General features: G+C 67.7%; 24 protein-coding genes. 16 read left to right on the forward strand and 8 right to left on the reverse strand.

Translation table 11 applies throughout. The features are described from left to right. Window positions 1-111: 111 nt before the first annotated feature. From DFO63_RS04690 to DFO63_RS04705, 4 genes are all read right to left on the reverse strand, one after another. Window positions 112-3,168 carry a TonB-dependent receptor gene (locus tag DFO63_RS04690; protein WP_049442663.1) on the reverse strand — a complete coding sequence of 1,019 codons (3,057 nt, stop codon included), beginning with the start codon at window positions 3,166-3,168 and terminating at the stop codon, window positions 112-114. 76 nt (window positions 3,169-3,244) lie between these two features. Next, a complete protein-coding gene (locus DFO63_RS04695; RefSeq protein WP_042358849.1) occupies window positions 3,245-4,282 on the reverse strand; it encodes a LacI family DNA-binding transcriptional regulator in 1,038 nt (345 codons plus the stop codon). 148 nt (window positions 4,283-4,430) lie between these two features. Beyond that, on the reverse strand, window positions 4,431-4,706 hold the full coding sequence (locus DFO63_RS04700) for a BolA family protein (protein WP_014647753.1): 276 nt from the start codon (window positions 4,704-4,706) through the stop codon (window positions 4,431-4,433). Further along, window positions 4,703-5,002, reverse strand: a complete 300-nt coding sequence (locus tag DFO63_RS04705; RefSeq protein WP_049442759.1) for a YciI family protein — start codon at window positions 5,000-5,002, stop codon at window positions 4,703-4,705. Before DFO63_RS04705 ends, DFO63_RS04700 begins: the two co-directional genes overlap by 4 nt. Window positions 5,003-5,378: 376 nt before the next feature. On the opposite strand from DFO63_RS04705, the gene DFO63_RS04710 reads away from it, so the two are divergent. The 3 genes from DFO63_RS04710 to DFO63_RS04720 are packed head-to-tail and all read left to right on the forward strand — an operon-like array spanning window position 5,379 to window position 8,803. Next, on the forward strand, window positions 5,379-6,284 hold the full coding sequence (locus tag DFO63_RS04710) for a ScpA family protein (protein WP_006456456.1): 906 nt from the start codon (window positions 5,379-5,381) through the stop codon (window positions 6,282-6,284). 13 nt (window positions 6,285-6,297) lie between these two features. Beyond that, window positions 6,298-7,173: an SMC-Scp complex subunit ScpB gene (gene scpB, locus DFO63_RS04715; protein ID WP_101765803.1), complete on the forward strand. Its 876-nt coding sequence runs from the start codon at window positions 6,298-6,300 to the stop codon at window positions 7,171-7,173. Next, window positions 7,166-8,803 carry a pseudouridine synthase gene (locus DFO63_RS04720; RefSeq protein ID WP_119006529.1) on the forward strand — a complete coding sequence of 546 codons (1,638 nt, stop codon included), beginning with the start codon at window positions 7,166-7,168 and terminating at the stop codon, window positions 8,801-8,803. Before scpB ends, DFO63_RS04720 begins: the two co-directional genes overlap by 8 nt. 107 nt (window positions 8,804-8,910) lie before the next feature. On the opposite strand, the gene DFO63_RS04725 is transcribed toward DFO63_RS04720, so the two are convergent. Next, window positions 8,911-9,699 (reverse strand): helix-turn-helix transcriptional regulator, encoded by a 789-nt coding sequence (locus DFO63_RS04725; protein WP_049442661.1) that lies wholly within the window; start codon window positions 9,697-9,699, stop codon window positions 8,911-8,913. Window positions 9,700-9,789: 90 nt separating this feature from the next. Between DFO63_RS04725 and DFO63_RS04730 the strand changes: the two genes are divergently transcribed. Continuing rightward, window positions 9,790-10,917: an MFS transporter gene (locus DFO63_RS04730; protein ID WP_049442660.1), complete on the forward strand. Its 1,128-nt coding sequence runs from the start codon at window positions 9,790-9,792 to the stop codon at window positions 10,915-10,917. Window positions 10,918-11,012: 95 nt separating this feature from the next. After that, entirely contained in the window at window positions 11,013-11,306 is a 294-nt protein-coding gene (locus DFO63_RS04735) for a hypothetical protein (protein ID WP_014037830.1), read from the forward strand. On the opposite strand, the gene DFO63_RS04740 is transcribed toward DFO63_RS04735, so the two are convergent. From DFO63_RS04740 to DFO63_RS04750, 3 genes are all read right to left on the reverse strand, one after another. Further along, complete coding sequence (locus DFO63_RS04740) at window positions 11,293-11,727, reverse strand: hypothetical protein (RefSeq protein ID WP_014037831.1); 435 nt, start codon at window positions 11,725-11,727, stop codon at window positions 11,293-11,295. The genes DFO63_RS04735 and DFO63_RS04740 overlap by 14 nt on opposite strands. A gap of 103 nt (window positions 11,728-11,830) precedes the next feature. Continuing rightward, window positions 11,831-12,637 carry an amidohydrolase gene (locus DFO63_RS04745; protein ID WP_119006530.1) on the reverse strand — a complete coding sequence of 269 codons (807 nt, stop codon included), beginning with the start codon at window positions 12,635-12,637 and terminating at the stop codon, window positions 11,831-11,833. Between the two features lie 14 nt (window positions 12,638-12,651). Further along, window positions 12,652-13,800 carry a pyridoxal phosphate-dependent aminotransferase gene (locus DFO63_RS04750; protein ID WP_119006531.1) on the reverse strand — a complete coding sequence of 383 codons (1,149 nt, stop codon included), beginning with the start codon at window positions 13,798-13,800 and terminating at the stop codon, window positions 12,652-12,654. A gap of 188 nt (window positions 13,801-13,988) precedes the next feature. Here DFO63_RS04750 and ccmA point away from each other — a divergent pair, with 188 nt between their 5' ends. The 11 genes from ccmA to DFO63_RS04805 all read left to right on the forward strand — a co-directional run bounded on the left by ccmA (window position 13,989) and on the right by DFO63_RS04805 (window position 22,360). Further along, window positions 13,989-14,618: a heme ABC exporter ATP-binding protein CcmA gene (gene ccmA / locus DFO63_RS04755; protein WP_014037834.1), complete on the forward strand. Its 630-nt coding sequence runs from the start codon at window positions 13,989-13,991 to the stop codon at window positions 14,616-14,618. After that, window positions 14,615-15,310, forward strand: coding sequence for a heme exporter protein CcmB (gene ccmB, locus DFO63_RS04760; protein WP_006456616.1), 696 nt, complete (start codon window positions 14,615-14,617; stop codon window positions 15,308-15,310). The genes ccmA and ccmB overlap by 4 nt, the downstream gene beginning before the upstream one ends. Before the next feature lie 43 nt (window positions 15,311-15,353). Next, the gene (gene ccmC / locus DFO63_RS04765; RefSeq protein WP_049442658.1) at window positions 15,354-16,124 is read left to right on the forward strand and encodes a heme ABC transporter permease CcmC; all 771 of its coding nucleotides are present in this window, start codon (window positions 15,354-15,356) and stop codon (window positions 16,122-16,124) included. Continuing rightward, window positions 16,121-16,309 (forward strand): heme exporter protein CcmD, encoded by a 189-nt coding sequence (locus tag DFO63_RS04770; RefSeq protein ID WP_049442657.1) that lies wholly within the window; start codon window positions 16,121-16,123, stop codon window positions 16,307-16,309. The genes ccmC and DFO63_RS04770 overlap by 4 nt, the downstream gene beginning before the upstream one ends. Further along, window positions 16,306-16,767, forward strand: a complete 462-nt coding sequence (ccmE, locus tag DFO63_RS04775) for a cytochrome c maturation protein CcmE (protein WP_014647764.1) — start codon at window positions 16,306-16,308, stop codon at window positions 16,765-16,767. The genes DFO63_RS04770 and ccmE overlap by 4 nt, the downstream gene beginning before the upstream one ends. Next, window positions 16,768-18,687 carry a heme lyase CcmF/NrfE family subunit gene (locus DFO63_RS04780; protein ID WP_119006532.1) on the forward strand — a complete coding sequence of 640 codons (1,920 nt, stop codon included), beginning with the start codon at window positions 16,768-16,770 and terminating at the stop codon, window positions 18,685-18,687. An 8-nt stretch (window positions 18,688-18,695) separates the two neighbouring features. Then, the gene (locus DFO63_RS04785; RefSeq protein ID WP_014037838.1) at window positions 18,696-19,313 is read left to right on the forward strand and encodes a DsbE family thiol:disulfide interchange protein; all 618 of its coding nucleotides are present in this window, start codon (window positions 18,696-18,698) and stop codon (window positions 19,311-19,313) included. A gap of 4 nt (window positions 19,314-19,317) precedes the next feature. Then, entirely contained in the window at window positions 19,318-19,767 is a 450-nt protein-coding gene (locus DFO63_RS04790; RefSeq protein ID WP_014037839.1) for a cytochrome c-type biogenesis protein, read from the forward strand. Next, entirely contained in the window at window positions 19,761-20,750 is a 990-nt protein-coding gene (locus DFO63_RS04795; protein WP_119006533.1) for a cytochrome C biogenesis protein, read from the forward strand. The genes DFO63_RS04790 and DFO63_RS04795 overlap by 7 nt, the downstream gene beginning before the upstream one ends. A 152-nt stretch (window positions 20,751-20,902) precedes the next feature. Next, window positions 20,903-22,015 (forward strand): homoserine O-acetyltransferase, encoded by a 1,113-nt coding sequence (locus DFO63_RS04800; protein WP_119006534.1) that lies wholly within the window; start codon window positions 20,903-20,905, stop codon window positions 22,013-22,015. Next, window positions 22,016-22,360: a DUF1294 domain-containing protein gene (locus DFO63_RS04805; protein ID WP_101765807.1), complete on the forward strand. Its 345-nt coding sequence runs from the start codon at window positions 22,016-22,018 to the stop codon at window positions 22,358-22,360. The last annotated feature ends 24 nt before the right edge of the window (window positions 22,361-22,384 follow it).

Consider the following 22,384-nt stretch of genomic DNA (forward strand, 5'->3'; position numbering starts at 1 on the left):
CCGGCAGCGGCGTGGGCAATGGACCGGCGCGGGGCCGGCCATTGCCGTTTTCACGCGCCCGATGCCGCCGGCGGACCGGCGGCATCGGGGTACTGCATCAGGCGGCTCCGCTTAGAAGCGGAAGCCCACCTCCGCCTTGACCTGGCGCGGCGTGCCGACGATGTCGCCGGTCTCGTTGTAGCTCGCGGTCAACTTGCCGTTCTTGTAGTAGTTGTAGTTCGAGAAGTTGTCGAAATTGAACACGTTGATGATGTCGATACGGGCATACAGCTCGGTATCACCCGGCATCTTGAACGTCTTCGTGGCCTGCAGGTCGACCGAGCGGTAACCGAAGATCTTGCCACCCAGCAGGAACCGGCCGTTGCCACCCGGAACCGCCGCCATCGGGGTCGGCAGATCGAAGCCGTTGGCCTGCGGCACACCGTACCAGTCGTTGATCGCAGTCGGGGTAGCCAGGGTGATCTTGCCGCCGAAGGTGATGCCCCAGAAGCCCGCGTACGAACCGGTCACCACCAGGCGGTGGCGCGGTGCGCCGTTGGAGCGGATGGTCGGGTAGTCACCGATCACGCCACGATCGAATGCGTAGTGCTCGTTGATGTCACGGTTGTGGCGGGCGGTGGTCCAGGTATAGGCGATCGAGGTGCCCCAACCGCTTTCCTGGGTGAACGGCTTCTGCGCCGACAGCAGGATCTGGGTCGCACGGGTCTTGATGCCCTGCTGGCCGATGATCAGGCTGCCGAAGCCCGGCACGTTGCAGCTCCAGGCCTGGCTCAGGCCGGCTTCGGTGCCGCCGCACAGGCGCGGGTCATCGAAGAAATTGCCGGTCGGGTAACGGTTGCCCAGGGTGAAGGCGAAGCCATCGTAGGTGAGCGTGCGCGAAATGGTGGCGTCGGTCAGCCAGTCGCCGATCTGGTTGCTCATGCCCAGGCTGAACTGGTCAGCATAGGGAACCTTCAGGTTGTTGTTCAGCAGGTCGACTTCCAGGCCGGCATTGCTGGTCGAACCGACCAGGCTCTGCAGGTTGCCGATGCCGTTGAGCAGGTTCGGGTTCCAGTCATAGCACGCGGCGTTGCCCTGGAAGCACTGGCCGGTGGCCGGATTGCGGAAGTAGATGGTCGGCTGCGGCAGGGCCAGCTTGGTGGTTTCCAGCTGCAGGTAGTCGAACAGGTCGCGGTCGTAGGAACGGCCGGCACCGCCGTGGATCACGTGCTGCTCGTCGGCGTTGATGTCATACGAGAAGCCCAGGCGCGGCTGCCAGGCATTCTTGAACGCCTTGCGGTTGTGGCCGTTGCTGATGTAGTCGTTGATATTCAGACCGCTCAACGCCAGCGTATCGGCGTAGCTCTGGCCAGCGGCGGCACGCGGATCCTGCGCGAACAGCGCATTGACCACTTCCGGCGGCGTCACGAAGTCCAGGTAGGACGGGTTCTTTTCGTAGTCCCAACGCAGGCCGAGGTTCAGCTGCAGGTGGTCGTTGACCTGCCAGTCGTCCTGGATGAACAGCCCGATCTGCTTCACCTTCGAGCGCACTTCACCGGACACGCCGGACACGCCGGTGACCGGCTTCACGAACTGTGCCTTGTACGGGATGCTGTCCGGGAAGGCCGGATTGTCGATGGTGTAGTAGAACTGCGGATTGATCTGCGCCGCGTCGGAAGCGTACAGATCGATCTGCTTGTACTTGGCACCCATCTTGATGGTGTGGTCACCCGCCCACTCGATGCCGTCCAGGGTCAGGTTGTCTTCGATCGACCAACCCTTCTGGCCCTTCACCTGCGACGACATCGCCGACGAGCCGCCGATCGAGACAATGGCGCGCTCCTCGCTCTTGCCGTCCGGTGCGGTGTAGTTGAAACCGTTACCCATGCTCAGCGGCTTGGGGTTGTTGAACGAATCCTCGTGGGTGACCATCAGCTCGTTGTAGTAACGCTCACCGCTGTGGTTCCAGCGCAGCGCGTAACGACGGTCAGTGTTCTTGGTTTCCTTGCCGTGCATCGGCGCGGTCTGGTCCGAGAACTGCTGCTGGGTTTCGTCACGATCCTGGAAGGTCAGCTCCAGGCGGTCGTTGTCGGTCGGCTCGAAGTCGACCTTGGCGAAAATCAGGTCCTGCTGGAACGGCTGGCTGGCCGGGCCCAGGCCGGCCTGCGCATCGGCCGGAACGCGGTCGGCCTTGCTGGTCACCGCGCCATGCGGGGCGATGGTCACCGGCAGGTCGAAGCGCTTGGCCTCATAGGTGACGAAGAAATGGGCCTTGTCCTGGATGATCGGACCACCCAGGGCGAAGCCGTATTCCTTCTCGGCCGAATCTTCCTTGCCCTTGCCCGGCTGGCGCTCGGCCGGGGTCATCGCGCGCATGCTGTCGTTGGTGTAACGGTAGAAGGTTTCACCCTTGAACTCGTTGGTACCCGACTTGGTCGCCGCGGTGACTGCAGCACTGGACACCTGGCCATACTCGGCCTTGTAGTTGCCGGTGATGACCTTGTACTCGCCGATGGCCAGCTGCGGGAACGGGTTGCCGGCGCTGCCGGACTGACCGGCCACGCCGCCTCCCTTGACGTAGCTCTTCTGGCCCACGCCGTCGATGTAGACGTTGGTACCGTCAGAGTTGGTGGCGCCGCCGCGCAGCGAAGTGTTGCCCTTGGCGTCGCGGGTGAAGATCATGCCCGGCACCGCGTCGGCGAACTCCAGGAAGTTGCGCGAGACCTGCGGGGTGGTCTGGATCTGCTGCAGGCTGACGGTCTTGCCGACTTCGGAGGTACGCACTTCCTGCAGCAGGGTCGGCGCGACGACGTTGACGGTGTCCAGGTTGGTCGCCGCGGTCGCACCCGGGGTGCTGCTGGCCGCGCCGGCGAAGTTCAGGGTCGCGGTCGAGGCCACGGTGACGGTGACTTTCTGCGACTGGCCGTTGGCGACCACGTCATAGGTGCCCGGGTCCAGGCCCATCAGCGAGTAGCTGCCATCGGCACGGACGGTGCCGCGACGGACGGTGCCGGTGGCCACGTTGGTGGCGGTGACTTCGGCGCCGGCCTGGGCGCCGGAAACCTGGCCGCGCAGGCTGGCATTGGCCGACTGCGCCATGACGTTCGGAGCAGCAGCCAGCATCAGGCAGCTGACCAGCGCGGTGCTCAGCAGCCGGCGTGCCGGCGTGCGGAAGGTGGTATGCATCATCAACTCAATCTCCGGGTGGCGGTAACCGCTTGCGCGGTCCCTGCGATCAATCAAAAAAGAAGGAACGCCTCTGGCTTCAACGGCCCGATGGCGGAGTGGTGGAATCGCGAACTATCAAGCGGGGAACCAGGGTCTGCTTGTCCCCTGTCCCATCCGTGGAGGTGCCGTCCATCAACTGCAGCAGGCGCGTCATGGCCCGGTCGCCGAGCTCGGCGATGCTGACCTGCATGGTGGTCAGCGACGGGTGGACGAAACGCGCCAGTGGAATGTCATCGAAACCCGCCAGGGCCACATCGGCCGGGACACGGACCCCTGCCTGCGTGAACGCATACAGGCAGCCAAGGGCCATCATGTCGTTGGCGGCGAACACGGCATCGGGCAGCGCTCCGGCTGCCAGCAACTCCTGACCGGCGCGATGGCCGGAAGCTTCGTCGAAATCACCGGGCAGCTCGATGCCCTCGGCGCCACTGCCAAACGCCACCAGCGCGTCACGGAAGCCGCGCAGGCGCTCGCGCGCGTCGAAGTTGAGGTCCGGGCCAGAAATGAAGGCAATGCGGCGATGGCCGGCGTCCAGCAGGTGGCGGGTCATCGCCATCGCACCGGCGTGGTCGTCGATGCTCAGCACCGGATGGTCCTGCCCGGGCAGATAGGTGTTGATCAACACCGTCGGCAACGACTGCGGCAGGTTGTCGGTCAGGAAGCCCGGGCTCTCGGCATAGGGCGAGAGCACCAGCAGGCCATCGACGCGGCCGCGCATGGCACGCAGGGCCGCGCCCTGCTGTTCCTGGTCACCGTGGTAGCTGGACACCAGCAGGTGCTGGCGGCGGTTGCGGGCCACCCCGTCGATGCCGCGCATCAGTTCGGAGAAGAATTCGCCGTACAGGTCAGGCAGCACCACGCCCACCGTATTGGTGCGGCGGCTGCTCAGGCTGCGGGCGGCGGCGTGCGGGGTGTAACGCAGCCGTGCGGCCACCTCCAGCACGAGCTGGCGGACCGGTTCGGCGACATTTTCATGCCCGTTGAGCGCGCGGGAAACCGTGGCCACGGAGACCCGGGCTTCGCGTGCGACGTCTTTGATTGTGATAGCTGCCTTGTTCACGAAGCCGCCCTCCACGGCTTGGACCTACCAGCATTGGCGCGGAATGTAAGCGTTTCCATCTGGGCTTGTAAACAGTCCGTTAGGCGAATGTCCCGAAATGGACATGAAAATCTGTCCGTGGCGAGGCCCGTGCGGACCGGCCAGGACAGTGCGGGACAAGGGCTCAGCCCTGTTCTGACGGGGTATGTGCGCGGATGGACAGCGCGTGGATATCGGTGTCCATCATCGACCCCAGCGCGGCATAGACCGCGCGATGCCGGGCCAGTGGAGCCAATCCGGCGAAGCGTTCACTCACCACATGCACGTTGAAATGGCCGCGCCCGTCGCGGGCACCGGCATGGCCGGCATGGCGATGGCTGTCATCCTCGATCTCCAGCACGCTGGGCGCCAGCGCCTGTTGCAGCGCATCACGGATCCGCTCGATCCGTTCCGCGTTCACGGCAGGACCTTGCGGAACGGGCGCACCTGAATGCGGGTGTAGACGCCGGCAGCCACGTACGGGTCGGCATCGGCCCAGGCCTGGGCCTGCGGCAGCGACTCGAACTGCGCGATCACCACCGAGCCGCTGAAACCGGCCGGGCCCGGGTCTTCACTGTCCACCGCCGGGCACGGCCCGGCCAGCAGCAGGCGTCCCTCGTCGCGCAGCGCGTGCAGCCGCGCCAGGTGTTCCGGCCGCGCCTGCAGCCGCTGCGCCAGCACATCCTGGCCGTCATACCCTTCGATCACATACCACACCGGCATTTCCTCGCTTGCGTTGTCGGGTCCGCAGATTCTAGCCAATGCCGACCCTGTCCCGGCCCCGGCTGGACACTGGCGCGGCAAAGGCTTACCCTAGACTCCATTGCACGTGGCTGGATGCAGCAGCCCGTCGGTTTTTGCGGCCAACGCAGCCCCCGACGACCGTCCCGCTGCTTCAAACCGGACCACCCGGCCGGGCCACGTAGACGACCTCCCCGTAGTTCTGTCGCTGCCGTTTACTGCGGCGCGTCCTGCTGTTTGATATGTGTGGAATCGCGCCGATCCCGGCGTGTCTGGTGCCCTGGGGCTCCGTGGCGTTGGCCCGGCGAACCCGGTGCCGCGACTGGTCCGTTGCAATCCTGATCTCCATTAGATGACTTCCGAACTCGCGCTCGACGCGAACCCGCCAACCCGGCCGCCCGCCCCCCAGCAGCAGGAAATGCCGCTGGCCGTGGTGCATGGGCAACCGGTCCTGCAGATTCCGCAGGACCTGTACATTCCGCCGGACGCGCTGGAAGTCATCCTGGATGCCTTCGAAGGCCCGCTGGACCTGCTGCTGTACCTGATCCGCCGCCAGAACCTGGATGTACTGGACATTCCCGTCGCCGAAATCACCCGGCAGTACGTGGAATACATCACCGTGATGCGTGAGCTGCGCTTCGAGCTGGCGGCCGAATACCTGGTGATGGCCGCGATCCTGGCCGAGGTGAAGTCGCGGATGCTGCTGCCGCGCCCGGTCAGCGAGGAAGGCGACGAGGCCGACCCGCGCGCCGAGCTGGTGCGCCGGCTGCAGGAGTACGAACGATTCAAGCAGGCCGCCGAGGACATCGACGCCCTGCCCCGCCAGGACCGCGATACCAGCCTGGCACACGCCTTCATGCCCGAACGCGCCACGGTGAAGCTGCCGCCGCCGGTGGACCTGAAGGAAATGCTGCTGGCCCTGCACGACGTGCTCAAGCGCGCCGAGCTGTTCAGCGGCCACGCCATCAAGCGTGAGGCACTGAGCGTGCGGCAACGCATGGGCGAAGTGCTGGGACGCCTGGAAGACGGCAAGTTCTATCGTTTTGAAGGTTTGTTCACGGCGGAAGAAGGCAAGCTGGGCGTGCTGGTCACGTTCCTGGCGGTGCTGGAACTGGCCAAGGAACAGCTGCTGGACATCGTCCAGGAAGAACCGCTGGCGCCGATCTACGTGAAGTCGCTGGCGGCCGGCAACACCAACGCCCCGCTGCAGTTCAGCAGCGAGTTCGACGACAACGACGCCGCCAATGCAGACGAGTGAGCGCTGACTGCCGATGGATCAATCGCTGATCAACCGCATTGTCGAGGGTGCCCTGCTGGCTTCCAGCCAGCCGCTCACTCTGGCCCAGCTGAAGGACCTGTTCCCGGAAGAGGAACCGGCACCGCCAGGCAGCATCGAACGCGCGCTGGAACGCCTGCGCGAAGCCTGCGAAGGCCGCGGCGTGGAACTGGTCGAGGTCGCCTCCGGCTTCCGCTACCAGGTCACCGGCGAAGTGCATGGCTGGATCAGCCGGCTGTGGACCGAGCGCAAGACCCGCTACACCCGTGCCACCCTGGAAACCCTGGCGCTGATCGCCTACCGGCAACCGATCACCCGCGGCGAGATCGAACAGGTGCGCGGCGTGGCGGTCAGCAGCAACATCATCCAGGCGCTGGAAGAACGCGAATGGATCCGCGTGGTCGGCCACCGCGACGTGCCTGGCAAGCCGGCGCTGTTCGGCACCACCAAGGGCTTCCTGGATTATTTCGGCCTGAAGCGATTGGATGAGCTGCCGCCACTGTCGGAACTGAAGGACCTGGGCGAGCTGGAACCGCAGCTGTCCCTGGACCGCGATGCACCGGCGGCCGCCAGTGCCGACGGTCCGGACATCTCGGCCGGCGCCGATGGCGCTGCCGCGAACGATGACGCCGGCCTGGCCGGCAGTGACACCCCCGATTCCGTCGATGCAGCCCCTGCGTCGGCCTCCGATGAGCAAGCACCTTCGCCCCTCGATGATGGGCACCCCGATTCCGCGCCGGGCGAGCGCGCGGTGCCAGTGAACGAACGCGAAGACAACGCCGTCGCGATGACGACCGTGGCTGTTGACCAAGCCGATTCCGAACCAGAGGCCGACCTCGAAACCGTCGGCCGGAGCAAAACTGATGAGTGACACCCCCCGTAACAAGCTCTCGCTGAAGCGCGAAGCCACCTCCGAACAGTTCAAGCTGGAAGAGCGCCTGCACAAGGTGCTGGCCCAGGCCGGCCTCGGCTCGCGCCGCGCGCTGGAACAGCGCATCGCCGAAGGCCTGGTCAAGGTCAACGGTGAAGTCGCGCAGACCGGCATGTCGGTCAAGAGCGGCGACAAGATCGAACTGGATGGCCGTGGCTTCGTCGCCACCGCCCTGGCCGAGCCGTCGCGCGTGCTGGTCTACAACAAGCCGGAAGGCGAAGTGACCACCCGCGATGATCCGGAAGGCCGCCCGACCGTGTTCGAGTCGCTGCCGCCGCTGAAGGGCGCGCGCTGGATCGCCATCGGCCGCCTGGACATCAACACCACCGGCCTGCTGCTGGCCACCACCGACGGTGAGCTGGCCAACGCCATGATGCACCCGTCGTTCGAGGTCGAGCGCGAGTACGTGGTGCGCGTGCGGGCGCCGGAAGGCGAGGAAAAGGTTTCCGACGCCATCGTCGACCGCCTCACCCGTGGCGTCGCGCTGGAAGACGGCCCGGCCAAGTTCGATGAGATCGAACGCATCGGCGGCACCGATTCGCACGACTGGTTCCGCGTCGTGGTGAAGGAAGGCCGCAACCGCGAAGTGCGCCGCCTGTGGGAATCGCAGGGCTGCCAGGTCAGCCGCCTGAAGCGCACCCGCTATGGCAAGGTGAGCCTGCCGCGCGAACTGGCCCGTGGCCATTCGGTGGAACTGGGCACCGCACAGGTTGAAGCCCTGCGCGCGCAGCTGAAGCTGGAAGAAGGCGCACCGTCGGCACTGACGCTGCAGCCGGTGATCGGCCAGCGCCGCGCCGCCAAGACCACCGTGCGCGTGCGCGAAGGTGGCCGTGGCAACGCCTACGTCAACGGCCACAACACCGCTGACGAAGGCCGCGAGCTGCGTCGTTTCGACAACGTCCGCGAAGACCGCGGCCGTGGTCGCGGCGGCAAGGGTGGCGGCTTCAAGGACGGCCTGACGGTCAGCGGTGAAGCGGCAGCCAAGCAGTCGCAGAAGCCGTTCAAGCAGCGCGCCCAGAAGAATGATCGCTCGCTGCCGGAAGGCAACCCGGCGGCGTTCCGCACCTGGTACGTGCCGGATGGCGTGAGCACCGGCCCGAGCGGCCATCGCAACGCCGGTCCGGGCGCACGCGGCCCCGGTGCCCGTGGTCCGGGTGCAGGCGGCCAGGGCCGTCCGTACGGCAAGCCAAAGGGTCCGGGCGCTGGCGCCGGTGGCGGCCAGGGCCGTGGCGGTTTCGGTGGTGAAGGCCGTGGCGGCGCAGGCGGCCAGGGCCGTCCGGCCGGTGCCGGCAACCGCTCGCAGGGCCAGGGCAACAAGCACCCGTACGGCCATCCGGGCAACGCCCCGAGCTTCCCGTCCGACCACGCCACGCCGGGCTTCAACCCGTATGGCAGCCCGAAGCCGGCACAGGGCGCCCGTCCGGGCGGTCGCGGCCCGGGCGGTGGCAACAACCGTGGCCCGGGCGGTAACCGTGGTCCCGGTGGTCCGGGTGGCAACCGTGGCCCAGGCGGCCCCGGTGGCAACCGCGGTCCGGGCGGCCCGCGCCGCAGCGGCCCGCGCGGCGGCTGATCGCTGGCCACGCTGAAATGAAAAACCCCGGCTCCGGCCGGGGTTTTTCTTTGGAAAAGGGGACGGAGGGGATTAAGTCGTTTTTGCCTCAAAGGGGCGAAAGCGACTTAATCCCCTCCGTCCCCTTTTGCATGGCGCTGGAAGGCGGCGGGCGTGGTGCCGGTCATGCTGCGGAAAAAGGCGATGAACGGGCTCTCGGCGGAAAAGCCGGTGTCCTGCGCCACATGCGCAACGCGATGGCCCAGCAGCAGCAACTCCATGGCCCGCATCAGTCGCCATTGCTGGCGCCAAGCCTGGTAGCCCATGCCGGTATCACGCTGCATCAACCGGCCAACGGTGCGCACGCTCAAGCCCGCACGCTCGGCCAGCTCGCCCAGTTCGGGCGGCAACTGCTCGGCCACTGGCAGGCAGCGCGCGATCCGTGGGTCGCGTGGCAGCGGCAGGTCCATCGGGGCCACCGGGGCGGCTGCGATCTCCAGCATGCACAACGCCAGTTGGTGGTGCGCACGCGGCACCCGCCAGTCATGGTCGAACGGCGCCTGCGCGATTGGCTCCAGCAATGCCTGCAGCAGGGGACCCACACCGACGATCGCCGGCTGCTGCGGCAACTGGGCCGACAGGGTGGCCTCGAAGTACAACGAACGGTAGTCGACCGCTTGGCGCATCTGCGCGCGATGGCGCAGCCCACCCGGAATCCACGCCGCGCGCGCGGGCGGCAGCAGGCTGATGCGGTCACCGTAGGTCAGGCGCGTACAGCCTTGCCGGGTGTACAGCAACTGCGCGCGTGCATGCTGGTGCCAACCCGAGTCGTGATCCGCCAGTGAGGCCGCGATCCCCAACACCGGCGCGCTCCAGGCATCGGCATCGAAGTGCGCATCCGGCTGCAACCAGGCCATGTCTGATTTCATCCATTCAATGACAGGATAGACAGGGTGCGCCATCAGGAACGCGACCACAATGCGCGGCCCTGTTCCTGGAGCGCCCGCATGTCGCGCCGCCTGTTGTTGCTCACCATCGCGCTGCTGATGTTCCCCCAGCTTGCGCAGACCCTGTACAGCCCTGCCCTGGCCGATCTGGCCGGGCGCTTCGCATTGCCCCCCAGCGCCGCCAGCCAGGCCATGAGCCTGTACCTGTTCGGTTTCGCCGCCGGTGTCCTGCTATGGGGGCGGCTGGCCGACCATATCGGCCGTCGCCCTGCCCTGCTCTGCGGCCTGGCCGTGTTCGCACTGGCGGCCTGCGGCGGGCTGCTGGCCAGCACGTTCGGCCAGGTCCTGCTGGCCCAGGCACTGGCCGCGCTGGGTGCAGCGACGGCCTCGGTGGTCACCCAGACCGTACTGCGCGACCACCTGAAGGGACCCGCGTTGGCGCAGGCGTTCTCGTGGATCGGCATGGCGTTGGCCCTGAGCCCGGCGATCGGGCTGGCACTGGGGGCATTGCTGGTTGCCAACCACGGCTATGCCGGCGTGCAGGCCGGCCTGCTGCTGATTGTCATCCTGCTGATGCTCGGATGCGCATCCGGCCTGCAGGAGAGCCGCCCTGCCGAAGTCGCGCACACGCCCCTGCTGCCACTGCTGCGACAACTGCTGCGTGATCGCTGGATCTGGTCACAAGCGCTGTTGGTGATGGCGTTCAACGTGGCCATGTACAGCTGGTACGCGCTGGGCCCGTTCGTGTTCGAACGCCTGCACTGGCCGCTGGCCTGGTTCGGCGCAAGCGGCGCGGTGCTGGCGTTGGGTTCGGCGCTGGGCGCATGGGGCAATGGTCGCCTGCTGCGCGCAGGCATTGCCTCCGCCACGCGCATCCGGCTCGCCGCAGGACTGGTGCTGGCCGGCGGGCTGTTGGCTGCATTGCTGCGCAATCAACCGGCACTGGTCGCGGCGATGGTACCGGTGGTGGCCGGGTTTGGCCTAGCCATCCCCAATGTGCTGGGCCAGGCCCTGCGCGGATATCCGCACTGCCTGGGCAGCGCGGGCGCCCTGTTCGGACTGCTCTACTACCTCTTGATCGGCGTGGCGATGGCGGTGGTCGGTACACTGCAACTGCTGGCACCGACACTCATCGTGTGCGGCCTGCTTGCATTGTGGTTGCAGCGGCCGCGCCCGGTTACGGTCTAGGAATTGCTGCAAAGACCGCGCACTGTGCGCTGCTTCCGGAATCAACGCCACTGCGCTGGCTATCGTGCGCGTTCTCCCCAACGAGGCAGATGCCCATGGTCACCATTACCGCCGAACAGGCGCGCGCCAACGCCGATGCCGCTACGCGTCCCATCGACCAGTACTACCGCGATCTCGACACGTCGATCCGGGCCGGCTCGGAGAATGGTCGCCGCTACATCGTGTTCGGCTTCAGCCAGGCACTGGCCAGCGAGCGGCTCGTCGAGGGCGTCGTCGCGCAGTTGCTGAACAATGGCTTCGAGGTCAAACAACTGCCCAGCGACGCCGAGCAGCATTACATCCGCATCAGCTGGGAAGGGACCCAGCCGGCCCCACTCAACGCCGGCTGATGGTGAAGGCGGCGCCATCCACGCCCAGGTCCCAGCCCTTGCCGGTGCCGGACAGGGCCAGCGAGATGTCGCCCTTGGTCATCACCTGCGCATTGCTGGACTTCACTGCGCCCGCATGTGCGCCCACCGAGGCATAGGTACCCAGCAGCTCGTTGACGCTCACGGCACCAGTGAAGCTGCCACGGCCATTGGTGATCTTCGACTTGCCCACGGTCAGGCCGCCGCCCTTCACTTCGATGCGCACCGGCAGGCTGGTGCCGTTGCTGCAGCTGACCGTGCCATTGCCGGAGGCGGTCTTGTAGATCAGTGACCAACCGGACAGGTTGTAGCGCAGCTGGCAATCGAGGTTGCCGGCAGCGTGCGCGGCCGGGGCCAGCGTTGCAGCGGACAGGGCCAGCAGCAGGGCGAAGGGCTTGTTCATGGCGGGACTTCCAGTTCGGTCGGACTGCCGGCGAATCTAGCAGCGCGCGCGTGCACGTTGGATGCAGGCGCGCGCGCTGGTGCGGCAGTGTTCAGGCCGTCGCTCAGGCCTGTTCGTCCAGGTGGAAGGCATCGGCATCGAGCATCGCCGGGAAACGCGCGCGGTGCGCGGCCAGCGCCTCGGCCGAGATGGTGGTGGTGACTACCTGTTCGCGCTCGCGGATCTCCACCTGCGGCTGGCCAAGGAAATCCAGCACTGCGCTGTCGCCGGCGTAGTGCAGCTGGTTGCCGTCCACGCCAATGCGGTTCACCGCCGCGACGAAGCACAGGTTCTCGATCGCCCGCGCACGCAGCAGGGTCTTCCACGCATAGGCGCGCGCCGACGGCCAGTTGGCGACGAAGATCTGCAGGTCGAAATCCAGCTGCTGCGGACGCTCCACGTTGTAGCGATTGCGGCAGAACACCGGGAAACGCAGGTCGTAGCAGACCTGCGGATTGATCCGCCAGCCCTTCCATTCCACGCTCAGGCGCTCACGGCCGGCGGCATAGCGTTCGTGCTCACCGCCGTAGCGGAACAGGTGGCGCTTGTCGTAGTACTGCAGGTCGCCATCGGGGGTGGCGAACAGCAGGCGGTTGTAGACGCCGTCGCCCTCGCGCAGCTGCACGCTGCCGATCACCGCCGCGTTCAAGCCCTTGGCCTGTTCACGCACCCAGGCCACGGTCGGACCGTCCATGCCTTCGGCCTGGGCGATGGCGTCGTTGGAGAAGCCACTGGTGAAGGTCTCCGGCAGGATCACCAGGTCGGTGGTGCCGGCCAGCGGTGCCAGCAACGCACCGTAGTAGGCGCGGTTGCCCGCCGGGTCATGCCAGCGGGTGTCGCCCTGGACGAGGGAAATGCGCAGGTCCTGCATGTCCGTGTCTCCGCTCACAGCAGACGCAGGCGTTCGATCGCCGCGTCCATGGTCGCTTCGTTCTTGGCAAAGCACAGCCGCACCAGGCGCTGGCCGGCCGGCGGGTTCTCGTAGAACGGCGACAGCGGAATGGCGGTGACGCCCTTCTCGATGGTCAGCCACTTCACGAACTCATGGTCCGGCAGGTCGCTGATGGCCGAGTAGTCGACCAGCTGGAAGTAACCGCCCGGCACCGGCAGTGCTTTCAGCCGGGTGCCGGTCAGCTGCTCGCGGAAGCGGTCGCGCTTGGCCTGGTAGAACGCGCCCAGCTCCAGGTGGTGTTCGGGCTCGTCGCGGATCATCGCGGCGAAGCCATACTGCGCCGGACCGAAGCTGGTGAAGGTGTTGTACTGGTGCACCTTGCGGAACTCGGCGGTCAGCGCCGGCGGGGCGATCGCATAGCCGATCTTCCAGCCGGTGCAGTGGTAGGTCTTGCCGAAGCTGGAGATGACGAACGCGCGCTCGCGCAGTTCCGGGTAGCGCAGCGCCGATTCGTGGCGGCGTCCGTCGTAGATGATGTGTTCGTACACCTCATCGGAGATCAGGTAGATCTGCGTGCCGCGCAGCAGCTCGGCCAGCGCCTGCATGTCCTGCGCGGACAGCATCGCGCCGGACGGGTTGTGCGGGGTGTTGACGATCAGCATGCGGGTGCGCGGGGTGATCGCTGCACGCACGCGATCCCAGTCGACCGCGAACGTCTGCGGATCGAGCGATACATGCACGGCCTTGGCGCCAGCCAGGTCGATCGCCGGTTCGTAGCAGTCATACGCCGGGTCGAGCACGATCACTTCCTCGCCGGCACGCACCACGGCATGGATGGCGTTGAAGATGGCCTCCGTGCCGCCGCTGGTGACGGTGATCTCGCTGTCCGCATCGACCTGTGCGCCGTAGCAGTCCAGCGCCTTCTGTGCGATGGCCTGGCGCAGCGGCGCCACGCCGGTCATCGGCGGGTACTGGTTCAGCCCGGCGGCCATCGCCCTGGCGGTCTCGTCGATCAGGCGCTGCGGCGCCGAGAAGTCGGGGAAACCCTGGCCCAGGTTGACCGCGCCGTGTTCGGCGGCGAGCTGGGACATCACGGTGAAGATCGTGGTACCGACCTTGGGCAGCTTGGTGGTGGGTTGCATCGGCCTGGGCTGTGGGGGAACAAGGGATCCGAGTTTACGCAATCCGCGCGACGGTGGTGCCGGCCGCTGGCCGGCAACGCCGGCCCACGCGACTGGCACCCTGGGGAATTGCCGGCCAGCGGCCGGCACTACCGCAGGCATTCACCGCTACAATTGCCGCCGCACTCCGGCATGAAGACCTTTGCCCCTTGAACACCCCTGCATTGCTGGCCGCCAGCGGCCTGAGCTTCTCCCGCAATGACGAGCCGGTGTTCGGCCCGCTGGACTTCCATGTGGACGCCGGCGAAGCCCTGCTGGTGCAGGGCGGCAATGGCGCTGGCAAGACCACCCTGCTGCGCGTGCTGGCCGGCCTGGCCCGGCCCGGTGCTGGCCAGGTGCGGATCGACGGCAAGCCGGCCAGCAATGCCGAGCGCGCGCGGTATGTCGCCTACCTCAGCCACCTGCCGGCCCTGAAACCAGACCTCGGCACGCTGGAAAACCTGCATTTCCTGTGTGGCCTGCACGGACGGCGTGCGCGGCAGATGCCCGGCAACGCGCTGGCCATCGTCGGCTTGGCCGGTTATGAGGACACCCTGGTACGGCATCTGTCGGCCGGACAGAAGCGGCGGCTGGCACTGGCGCGCATCTGGCTGTCGCCGGCGCCGCTGTGGCTGCTGGACGAACCCTATGCCAACCTCGACCTGGAGGGCATCACCCTGGTCAACCGGATGATTTCGGCACACCTGCGCGCCGGAGGCGCTGCGCTGGTCACCACCCATGGCGCCTATGCCGCACCGCCGGTGCGTACCCGCCAGCTCGACCTCGGCGGTGCCGCATGATCGCGCCGGGTACGGAGCCGGGCCTGTGGCAGACCGCGGGCGCCCTGCTCAAGCGCGACCTGCGCCTGCTCTGGCGCCGCCGCGGCGATGCGCTGCAGCCGCTGCTGTTCGCGGTGCTGGTGGTGGTGCTGTTCGCGTTGGCCCAGGGCCGCGAACCACAGCTGCTGGCCGCCACCGCCGGCGCGGTGCTGTGGCTGGCCGTGCTGCTGGCGGGGCAGCTGTCGCTGGATTCGCTGTTCCGTTCCGACGCCGAGGACGGCTCGCTGGAACAATGGCTGCTGGCGCCGGTACCGCTGGCCTGGCTGGTGCTGGTGCGCGTGCTGCTGCATTGGGCCACCACTGCGCTGCCGCTGATCGTGGTCAGCCCGCTGCTGGCCGAAATGCTGCATCTGCCGCATGACCAGCTGCCGATGTTGCTGGCATCGTTGCTGCTGGGAACACCATTGTTGAGCCTGATCGGTGGCGTGGTCGCCGCGCTGACCGTAGGCATCCGACGCTCTGGTATTCTCGTGGCGCTGCTGTCGTTGCCGCTGTACGTGCCGGTGCTGGTGTTCGGTGCAGGCAGCCTGGCGGCAGCCGGACGCGGGCAGGATCCGGTCGGTGCGCTGCTGATGCTGGGCGCTGGCCTGCTGGTCGCGCTGGTGCTGGCGCCGCTGGCCACTGCCGCTGCAATACGTATTTCTCTGAGTTGACCGAGCTGAGAGCCAATCCACCCCTGCTGGATAGCCGCCACGCATGAATCCGATTGTCCGCTGGTTCCACCAACTCGGTTCGCCCCCCACGTTCGACCGTTTCGCTGCCCGCTGGTCGCGGGTGTTCTACCTCGCGGCGGTGCCGGTGCTGCTGGTCGGCATGTGGCAGGCGCTGCTGGTGGTACCGCCGGAAGCCAAGCAGCTGGACAGCTTCCGCATCCTCTACATCCACGTGCCCAGTGCCTGGATGAGCCTGTTCGTGTTCGCGTTGATGGCGCTGTATGCGGCCATCGCGCTGATCTGGCGGATCAAGGTCTGCGAGATCCTGGCCATGGCCTGTGCGCCGATGGGCGCCGGCTTCACCCTGATCACCCTGTTGACCGGCAGCATCTGGGGCAAGGGCACCTGGGGCACCTGGTGGGACTGGGACCCGCGCATGACCAGCGAGCTGGTGCTGCTGTTCCTGTACTTGGGCGTGATCGGCCTGTACCACGCCATCGAGGACCGCCGCAGCGCCGCGCGCGCGGCCGGGCTGCTGGCCATCGTCGGCGTCAGCCTGCTGCCGGTGATCCGCTACTCGGTGGACTGGTGGGGCGGCCTGCACCAGCGCCAGTCGATCAGCGTGTTCGGTGAATCGGCGATCAGCAGCGCGATGATCGCGCCGCTGTGGTGGATGGTGATCGGCACCAAGTTCTGGTTCGCCGGTTCGGTGCTGGCCAAGGCCCGCGCCGACAATCTCGACCGCGAGGCCGGCAAAGCCTGGGTCGGTGGCCGCGTCGATGCCGAACGCCCGGCCCGGGAGGCCCAGCCATGACCCACCTGCCCTATGTGATCGGCGCCTACGCCGTGTTCGTGCTGGTGCTCAGCGCCGATGCCGTCGGTTCGTGGCTGCGCCTGCGCGTGGCGCGCCGGCTGGCACTGGCCCGGCAGCAACGGCAACAGACCCGCGCCGGCAGGCAGGACGCAGCGGCGCCGTTGTCGACGGAGCTGGAACGATGACCCCGGTACAGCGTCGCCGCCTGGTGTGGGTGCTGCTGGCCCTGCTCGCCTCCGGCCTGGCCACTGCGCTGGTGGCGATGGCACTGGAGCGCAACATCGCCTACCTGTACACGCCTTCGGAAGTGCTGCGCGGCGATGTCGATGCGCAATCGCGCTTCCGCCTCGGCGGCATGGTGGTGAAAGGCTCCTTCAACCGACCGGTCGGCTCGCTGGAGGCACGATTTGAAGTGACCGACGGCGACGCGCAACTGGCGGTGACCACGTCGCGGATCCTGCCGGACATGTTCGCCGAAGGCACGGCGGTGGTCGCCAGCGGCCGACTGCAGGACGGCACCTTCGTCGCCGACGAGGTGCTTGCGAAGCACGATGAGAAGTACGTGCCGAAGGAAGTGGCCGACAAGATGGGCGACGCCCATCGCAAGCACGACGTGCCGGTGACGGCACCCGAGGTGCGCTGAGTGTTGCCCGAACTGGGTCAGATCCTGCTGCTGTGCGCGTTGCTGGCCTCGCTGCTGCAGGCCGGCCTGCCGCTGGTCGGCGCGCAGCGCAACAACACCGCGTGGATGGCGGTGGCACGACCTGCCGCGTTCGCGCAGCTGCTGCTGGTCGCCGGCGCGTTCGCCGTGCTGACCGCCGCGTTCGTGCAGCAGGACTTCTCGGTGCGCTACGTGGCCGAGAACTCCAATTCGCTGCTGCCGATGGTCTACCGCTACTCGGCGGTCTGGGGCGCGCACGAGGGCTCGCTGCTGATGTGGGCGCTGGTGCTGGCGCTGTGGACCGGCGCGGTGGCGCTGTTCTCGCGGCACCTGCCGGCGCCGGTGCAGGCGCGCGTACTGGCGGTGATGGGCGTGGTCAGCGTCGGCTTCCTCGCCTTCCTGATCTTCACCTCCAACCCGTTCCTGCGCCTGAACCCGGCGCCGCTGGAAGGCCGCGACCTCAATCCGCTGCTGCAGGACCCGGGGCTGATCATCCATCCGCCGATGCTGTACCTGGGCTATGTCGGCTTCGCGGTGCCATTCGCGTTCGCGGTGGCCGCACTGCTGGAAGGCCGCGTCGATGCACGCTGGCTGCGCTGGACGCGGCCATGGACCAACGTCGCCTGGGGCTTCCTGACCCTGGGTATCGCGCTGGGCAGCTGGTGGGCCTATTACGAGCTGGGCTGGGGCGGCTGGTGGTTCTGGGACCCGGTGGAGAACGCCAGCTTCATGCCATGGCTGGTCGGTGCGGCATTGATCCATTCGCAGGCCGCCACCGAAAAGCTTGGCACCTTCGGCAGCTGGACCCTGCTGCTGGCGATCGCCGCCTTCGCGCTGTCGCTGCTGGGGACGTTCCTGGTGCGCTCAGGCGTGCTGACCAGCGTGCATTCGTTCGCCGCGGATCCCTCGCGCGGCCTGTTCATCCTGGTGTTCCTGTCGGTGCTGGTGGGCGGCAGCCTGCTGCTGTATGCGCTGCGTGCCAGCCAGCTGAGCGTGGACGCCGACGATCCGCGCCGTGGCTTCACCGCCACCTCGCGCGAGACCCTGCTGCTGGCCAACAACCTGCTGCTGGCCACCGCCTGCGCGATGGTGCTGCTCGGCACGCTGTACCCGCTGCTGGCCGATGCGCTGTCGCTGGGCAAGATCTCGGTCGGCCCGCCCTACTTCGGCAGCCTGTTCCTGCTGCTGATGGCGCCGATGATCCTGCTGCTGCCGTTCGGCCCGCTGGTGAAGTGGCAACGCGACCAGCCCTCGCGCGCGTTCGCGCTGCTGGCACCGTGGCTGGGCCTGGCGCTGCTGCTGGGCGCGCTGGCGTGGTGGCAGGCGCCGCAGAACGGCTGGAAGGCCGGCATCGGCGTAGCCGCTGCGGCGTGGGTCGGGCTGGGTACCGCGCGCTTCGTCTGGCAGCGCCTGCGCGGCAATGGCCGCTTCACCGCCGAAATGCTCGGCATGATCGTCGCCCATGCCGGCATCGCCGTGTTCCTGGCCGGCGCACTGCTGGTGGAAGCGTTGAACGTGCAGCGCGAGGTGGCACTGGCACCGGGCCAGCAGCTGGTAGTCGGCCGCCATGAAGTGCGCTTCGAGGGCGTGGACCATCGCGAAGGGCCGAATTTCATCGCCGACCGTGGGCACCTGCGCGTGTTCCGCAACGGCCGCGAGCTGGCGCTGCTGCACCCGGAGAAGCGCCAGTACGCCAGCGGTGGCCAGGTGATGACCGAGGCCGGCATCGATGCACGCTTCGATGGTGATGTCTACGTGGCATTGGGCGAGCCGCTGGGCAACAATGCATGGGCGGTCCGGGTGCACATCAAGCCGTTCGTGCGCTGGATCTGGCTGGGCGCGCTGCTGATGGCCCTGGGCGGATTCATCACCGCCGCCGACCGCCGTTTCCGTCGTCCGTAGGAGTTCCCATGTCCGAGTCCCCCGCCCCGCGCCCCTCCCGCCCGCTGCCGCCGGTAGCCATCGTGATCGGCGTGCTGTTCTTCTTTGGCCTGCTCGGGCTGATGATCTACGGGGTGATGAAATCGGGTGATCCGCAGCGCGACGTACTGCCGTCGGCGCTGATCGACAAGCCGGCGCCGGCCTTCGCCCTGCCGGTGCTGCACGACCCGGAAATGATCGTGCACAGCGATGACCTGCGCGGCGCGCCCTACCTGCTGAACGTGTGGGGCAGCTGGTGCGCGGCCTGCCGCGAGGAACACCCGGTGCTGACCCGGTTCGCCGAGAGCAAGCGCGTGCGCGTGATCGGCTACAACTGGAAGGACGACCCGACCGACGCGCTGCACTGGCTGGAACAGCTGGGCAACCCGTTCATGGTGGTGCTCAGCGACGTTGAAGGCCGCACCGCGATCGACTGGGGCGTGACCGCAGCACCGGAGACCTTCCTGGTCGATGGCAGCGGCATCGTGCGCTGGAAGTACAGTGGCGCGATGACCCAGCGCGTGGTGGACGAGAAACTGATCCCGGCGCTGCAGAAGATCGAGAAGGCCCAGGCCAGTGCCGGCAACACCCTGCATACGGCGCCCTGAGCCCATGCGCTGGCTGCTGGCGCTGCTGCTCCTGATGCTGCCGCTGGCCGTGCTGGCCCAGCAGCCGCTGCACGATCCGCAGCCGCTGCAGTTCCGCGATGGCGCCGAAGAGCGCCGCTTCCATGACCTGGCTGCGCAGCTGCGCTGCGTGCAGTGCCAGAACCAGTCGTTGGCCGACTCGAACGCGCAGATCGCCCAGGACCTGCGCCGCGAGGTGCTGCAGCTGATGCAGCAGGGCCACGACGACGCGCAGATCAAGCAGTTCCTGGTCGCCCGCTACGGCGAGTTCGTGCTCTACCAGCCACCGTTGCAGCCGGGTACCTGGCTGCTGTGGGGTGGCCCGCTGCTGGTGCTCGGCGCCGGCGCACTAGTGGTGCTGGGCATCGTCCGCCGCCGTGGCCGCGCGGTCGCCGCCGTGCCGGCCAGCAAGGCCGATGAGGGAGATGGATGGTGAGCCATTGGCTGCCGATGCTGGCTGGGCTGGTGGCCGCGCTGATGGCGGCGCTGGTGCTGTGGCCACTGCGCCAGCAGGGGCGCCGCGGTTTCGTGGTGGGCGTGCTCGCGCTGGGGGTGGCCGGTGCCTGCCTGTATCTGCTGGTCGGTGATCCGCGTGCAGCACAGGTACAACCGACGCCATCGGTAGCCACCCTGCGCGATGGCGTGCAGGCCCTGCAGGATGCACTGAAGCGCGACCCGCAGCGGGCTGATGGCTGGGCGCTGCTGGGCCGATCACAGGCCGAGCTGGGCAATGTCTCGGCCGCGGCAGACGCCTTCGCGAGGGCCGCCGCATTGGCACCGGATGATCCGGGCGTGCTGGTGGAGGCCGCGCAGGCGCGCGCGCAGGCCGATGCCGGCAAGCAGTTCGATGACACCGCGATGGCCTGGTTGCACCAGGCCCGTGCACAGGCACCCGATGCCGAGCGCGCCAGCTGGTTGCTGGGCATCGCCCTGCGCCAGCGCGGAAAGAATGCCGAGGCCGCGGATGTGTGGAGTGGCCTGCTGCCACGGCTGGAACCCGTCGCCGCGCAGGCGCTGCAGGCGCAGATCGCCATCGCCCGTGAAGCCGCCGGCCAGGCGCCCGATGCTGCCGCTGCGGCGCCAGAGGCGCTGCTGCAGGTGCGTGTGCAGCTGCCTGCGCTGAACAACACCGAATGGCCCGCCAGCACCCAGGTGTTCGTACTGGCCCGCGCCGTAGGCGGACCGCCGATGCCGGTGGCCGCGCGCAAGCTGCCCCTGGCCGGTTTCCCGGCCATGGTCGGGCTGGGCGACGGTGACAGCCCGATGCCGACCGCACCGCTGTCGGCCCATCGTGAGGTGGAAGTGCTGGCACGCATCTCGCGCAGCGGCAGCGCCAACCGCAGCGAGGATGACCTGCAGAGCGTTCCGGTGAAGGTGAGCCTGCCGCATGAAGGCGTGGTGGAACTGCGGTTCCCTTGACGCTCCGCAGGTAGTGCCGGCCGCTGGCGGGCAGCCACGCGGGCGCATCACGGTTCATGAGGTTGCCGGCCAGCGGCCGGCACCACCGGGTGCATCGCCGATGGAAACCAGCGTGTCGCCAGCTCCACATGCGGCCCCGCTAGAATGACTGCATGACCGAATTCATCCCGCCCGGCACCCGCTTCCACGCGCTGCCCTCGCCATTCCCGTTCAAGCGCGGTGGCGCCCTGCATGGCGCACGCGTGGCCTATGAAACCTGGGGAACGCTGGCGGCGGACGCCAGCAATGCGATCCTGATCGTGACCGGCCTGTCGCCGGACGCGCATGCAGCGGCCAACGAGGCCAACCCGGCACCGGGCTGGTGGGAAGGCATGGTCGGCCCCGGCAAGCCGATCGATACCGATCGCTGGTTCGTGGTGTGCGTGAACTCGCTGGGCAGCTGCAAGGGCTCGACCGGCCCCGCTTCGCTCAACCCGGCGAGCGGTGAGCCCTATCGCCTGGACTTCCCCGAGCTGTCGATCGAAGACGGCGCACGCGCCGCGATCGAAGTCGTGCGTGCACTGCGCATCGAACAGCTGGCCTGCGTGGTCGGCAATTCAATGGGCGGCATGACCGCACTGGCGGTACTGATGCTGCACCCGGGCATCGCGCGCAGCCACGTCAACATTTCCGGCAGTGCGCAGGCACTGCCGTTCTCGATCGCGATCCGCTCGCTGCAGCGCGAGGCGATCCGTCTCGATCCGCGCTGGAATGGCGGTCGCTACGACGATGCCGAGTACCCGGAGTCCGGCATGCGCATGGCGCGCAAGCTGGGCGTGATCACCTACCGCTCGGCCCTGGAATGGGATGGCCGTTTCGGCCGAGTGCGGCTGGATTCGGACCAGGCCGACGACGATCCGTTCGGCCTCGAATTCCAGGTGGAAAGCTATCTGGAAGGCCACGCACGGCGCTTCGTGCGCTTCTTCGATCCGAACTGCTATCTGTACCTGAGCCGCTCGATGGACTGGTTCGACCTGGCCGAGTACGCCGACGGCGACGTGCTGGCCGGGCTGGCGAAGATCCGGGTGGAGAAGGCACTGGCGATCGGCGCCAACACCGACATCCTGTTCCCGGTGCAGCAGCAGCAACAGGTCGCCGACGGCCTGCGTGCCGGCGGTGCCGATGCGCGCTTCGTCGGACTGGAATCGCCGCAGGGCCATGACGCCTTCCTCGTCGATTTCGAGCGTTTCGGCCCGGCCGTGCGCGGCTTCCTCGACGCGCTGTAAGTGGCATGGCGGCGTAATCTCGCGTTGGCCGCATTCGGCGCGCTGGCCGCCTTGATGATCAGCGGAGTGCTGCCTCTGTGGCTGGGTGGCTGGTGCCTGCTGGCCAGCGCGGTGTCCTTCGGGCTGTATGGCCACGACAAGCGCGCGGCACAGCGAAAGCAATGGCGGATTCCCGAGCGCACCCTGCAGCTGCTGGCCTTCGCCGGCGGTTGGCCCGGCGCGCTGCTGGGCCAGGCGCTGTTCCGCCACAAGCACCGCAAAACCGGATTCCAGTGGGTGTTCTGGCTGTGCGTGCTGGCCAACGTCGCCTCGATCGCGGTGATGCTGCGCGAGTTCTCGCGGTAACCCTCGCAATCGGTAGTGCCGGCC

This window comes from Stenotrophomonas sp. AG209, from assembly GCF_003550055.1.
GTDB lineage: Bacteria > Pseudomonadota > Gammaproteobacteria > Xanthomonadales > Xanthomonadaceae > Stenotrophomonas.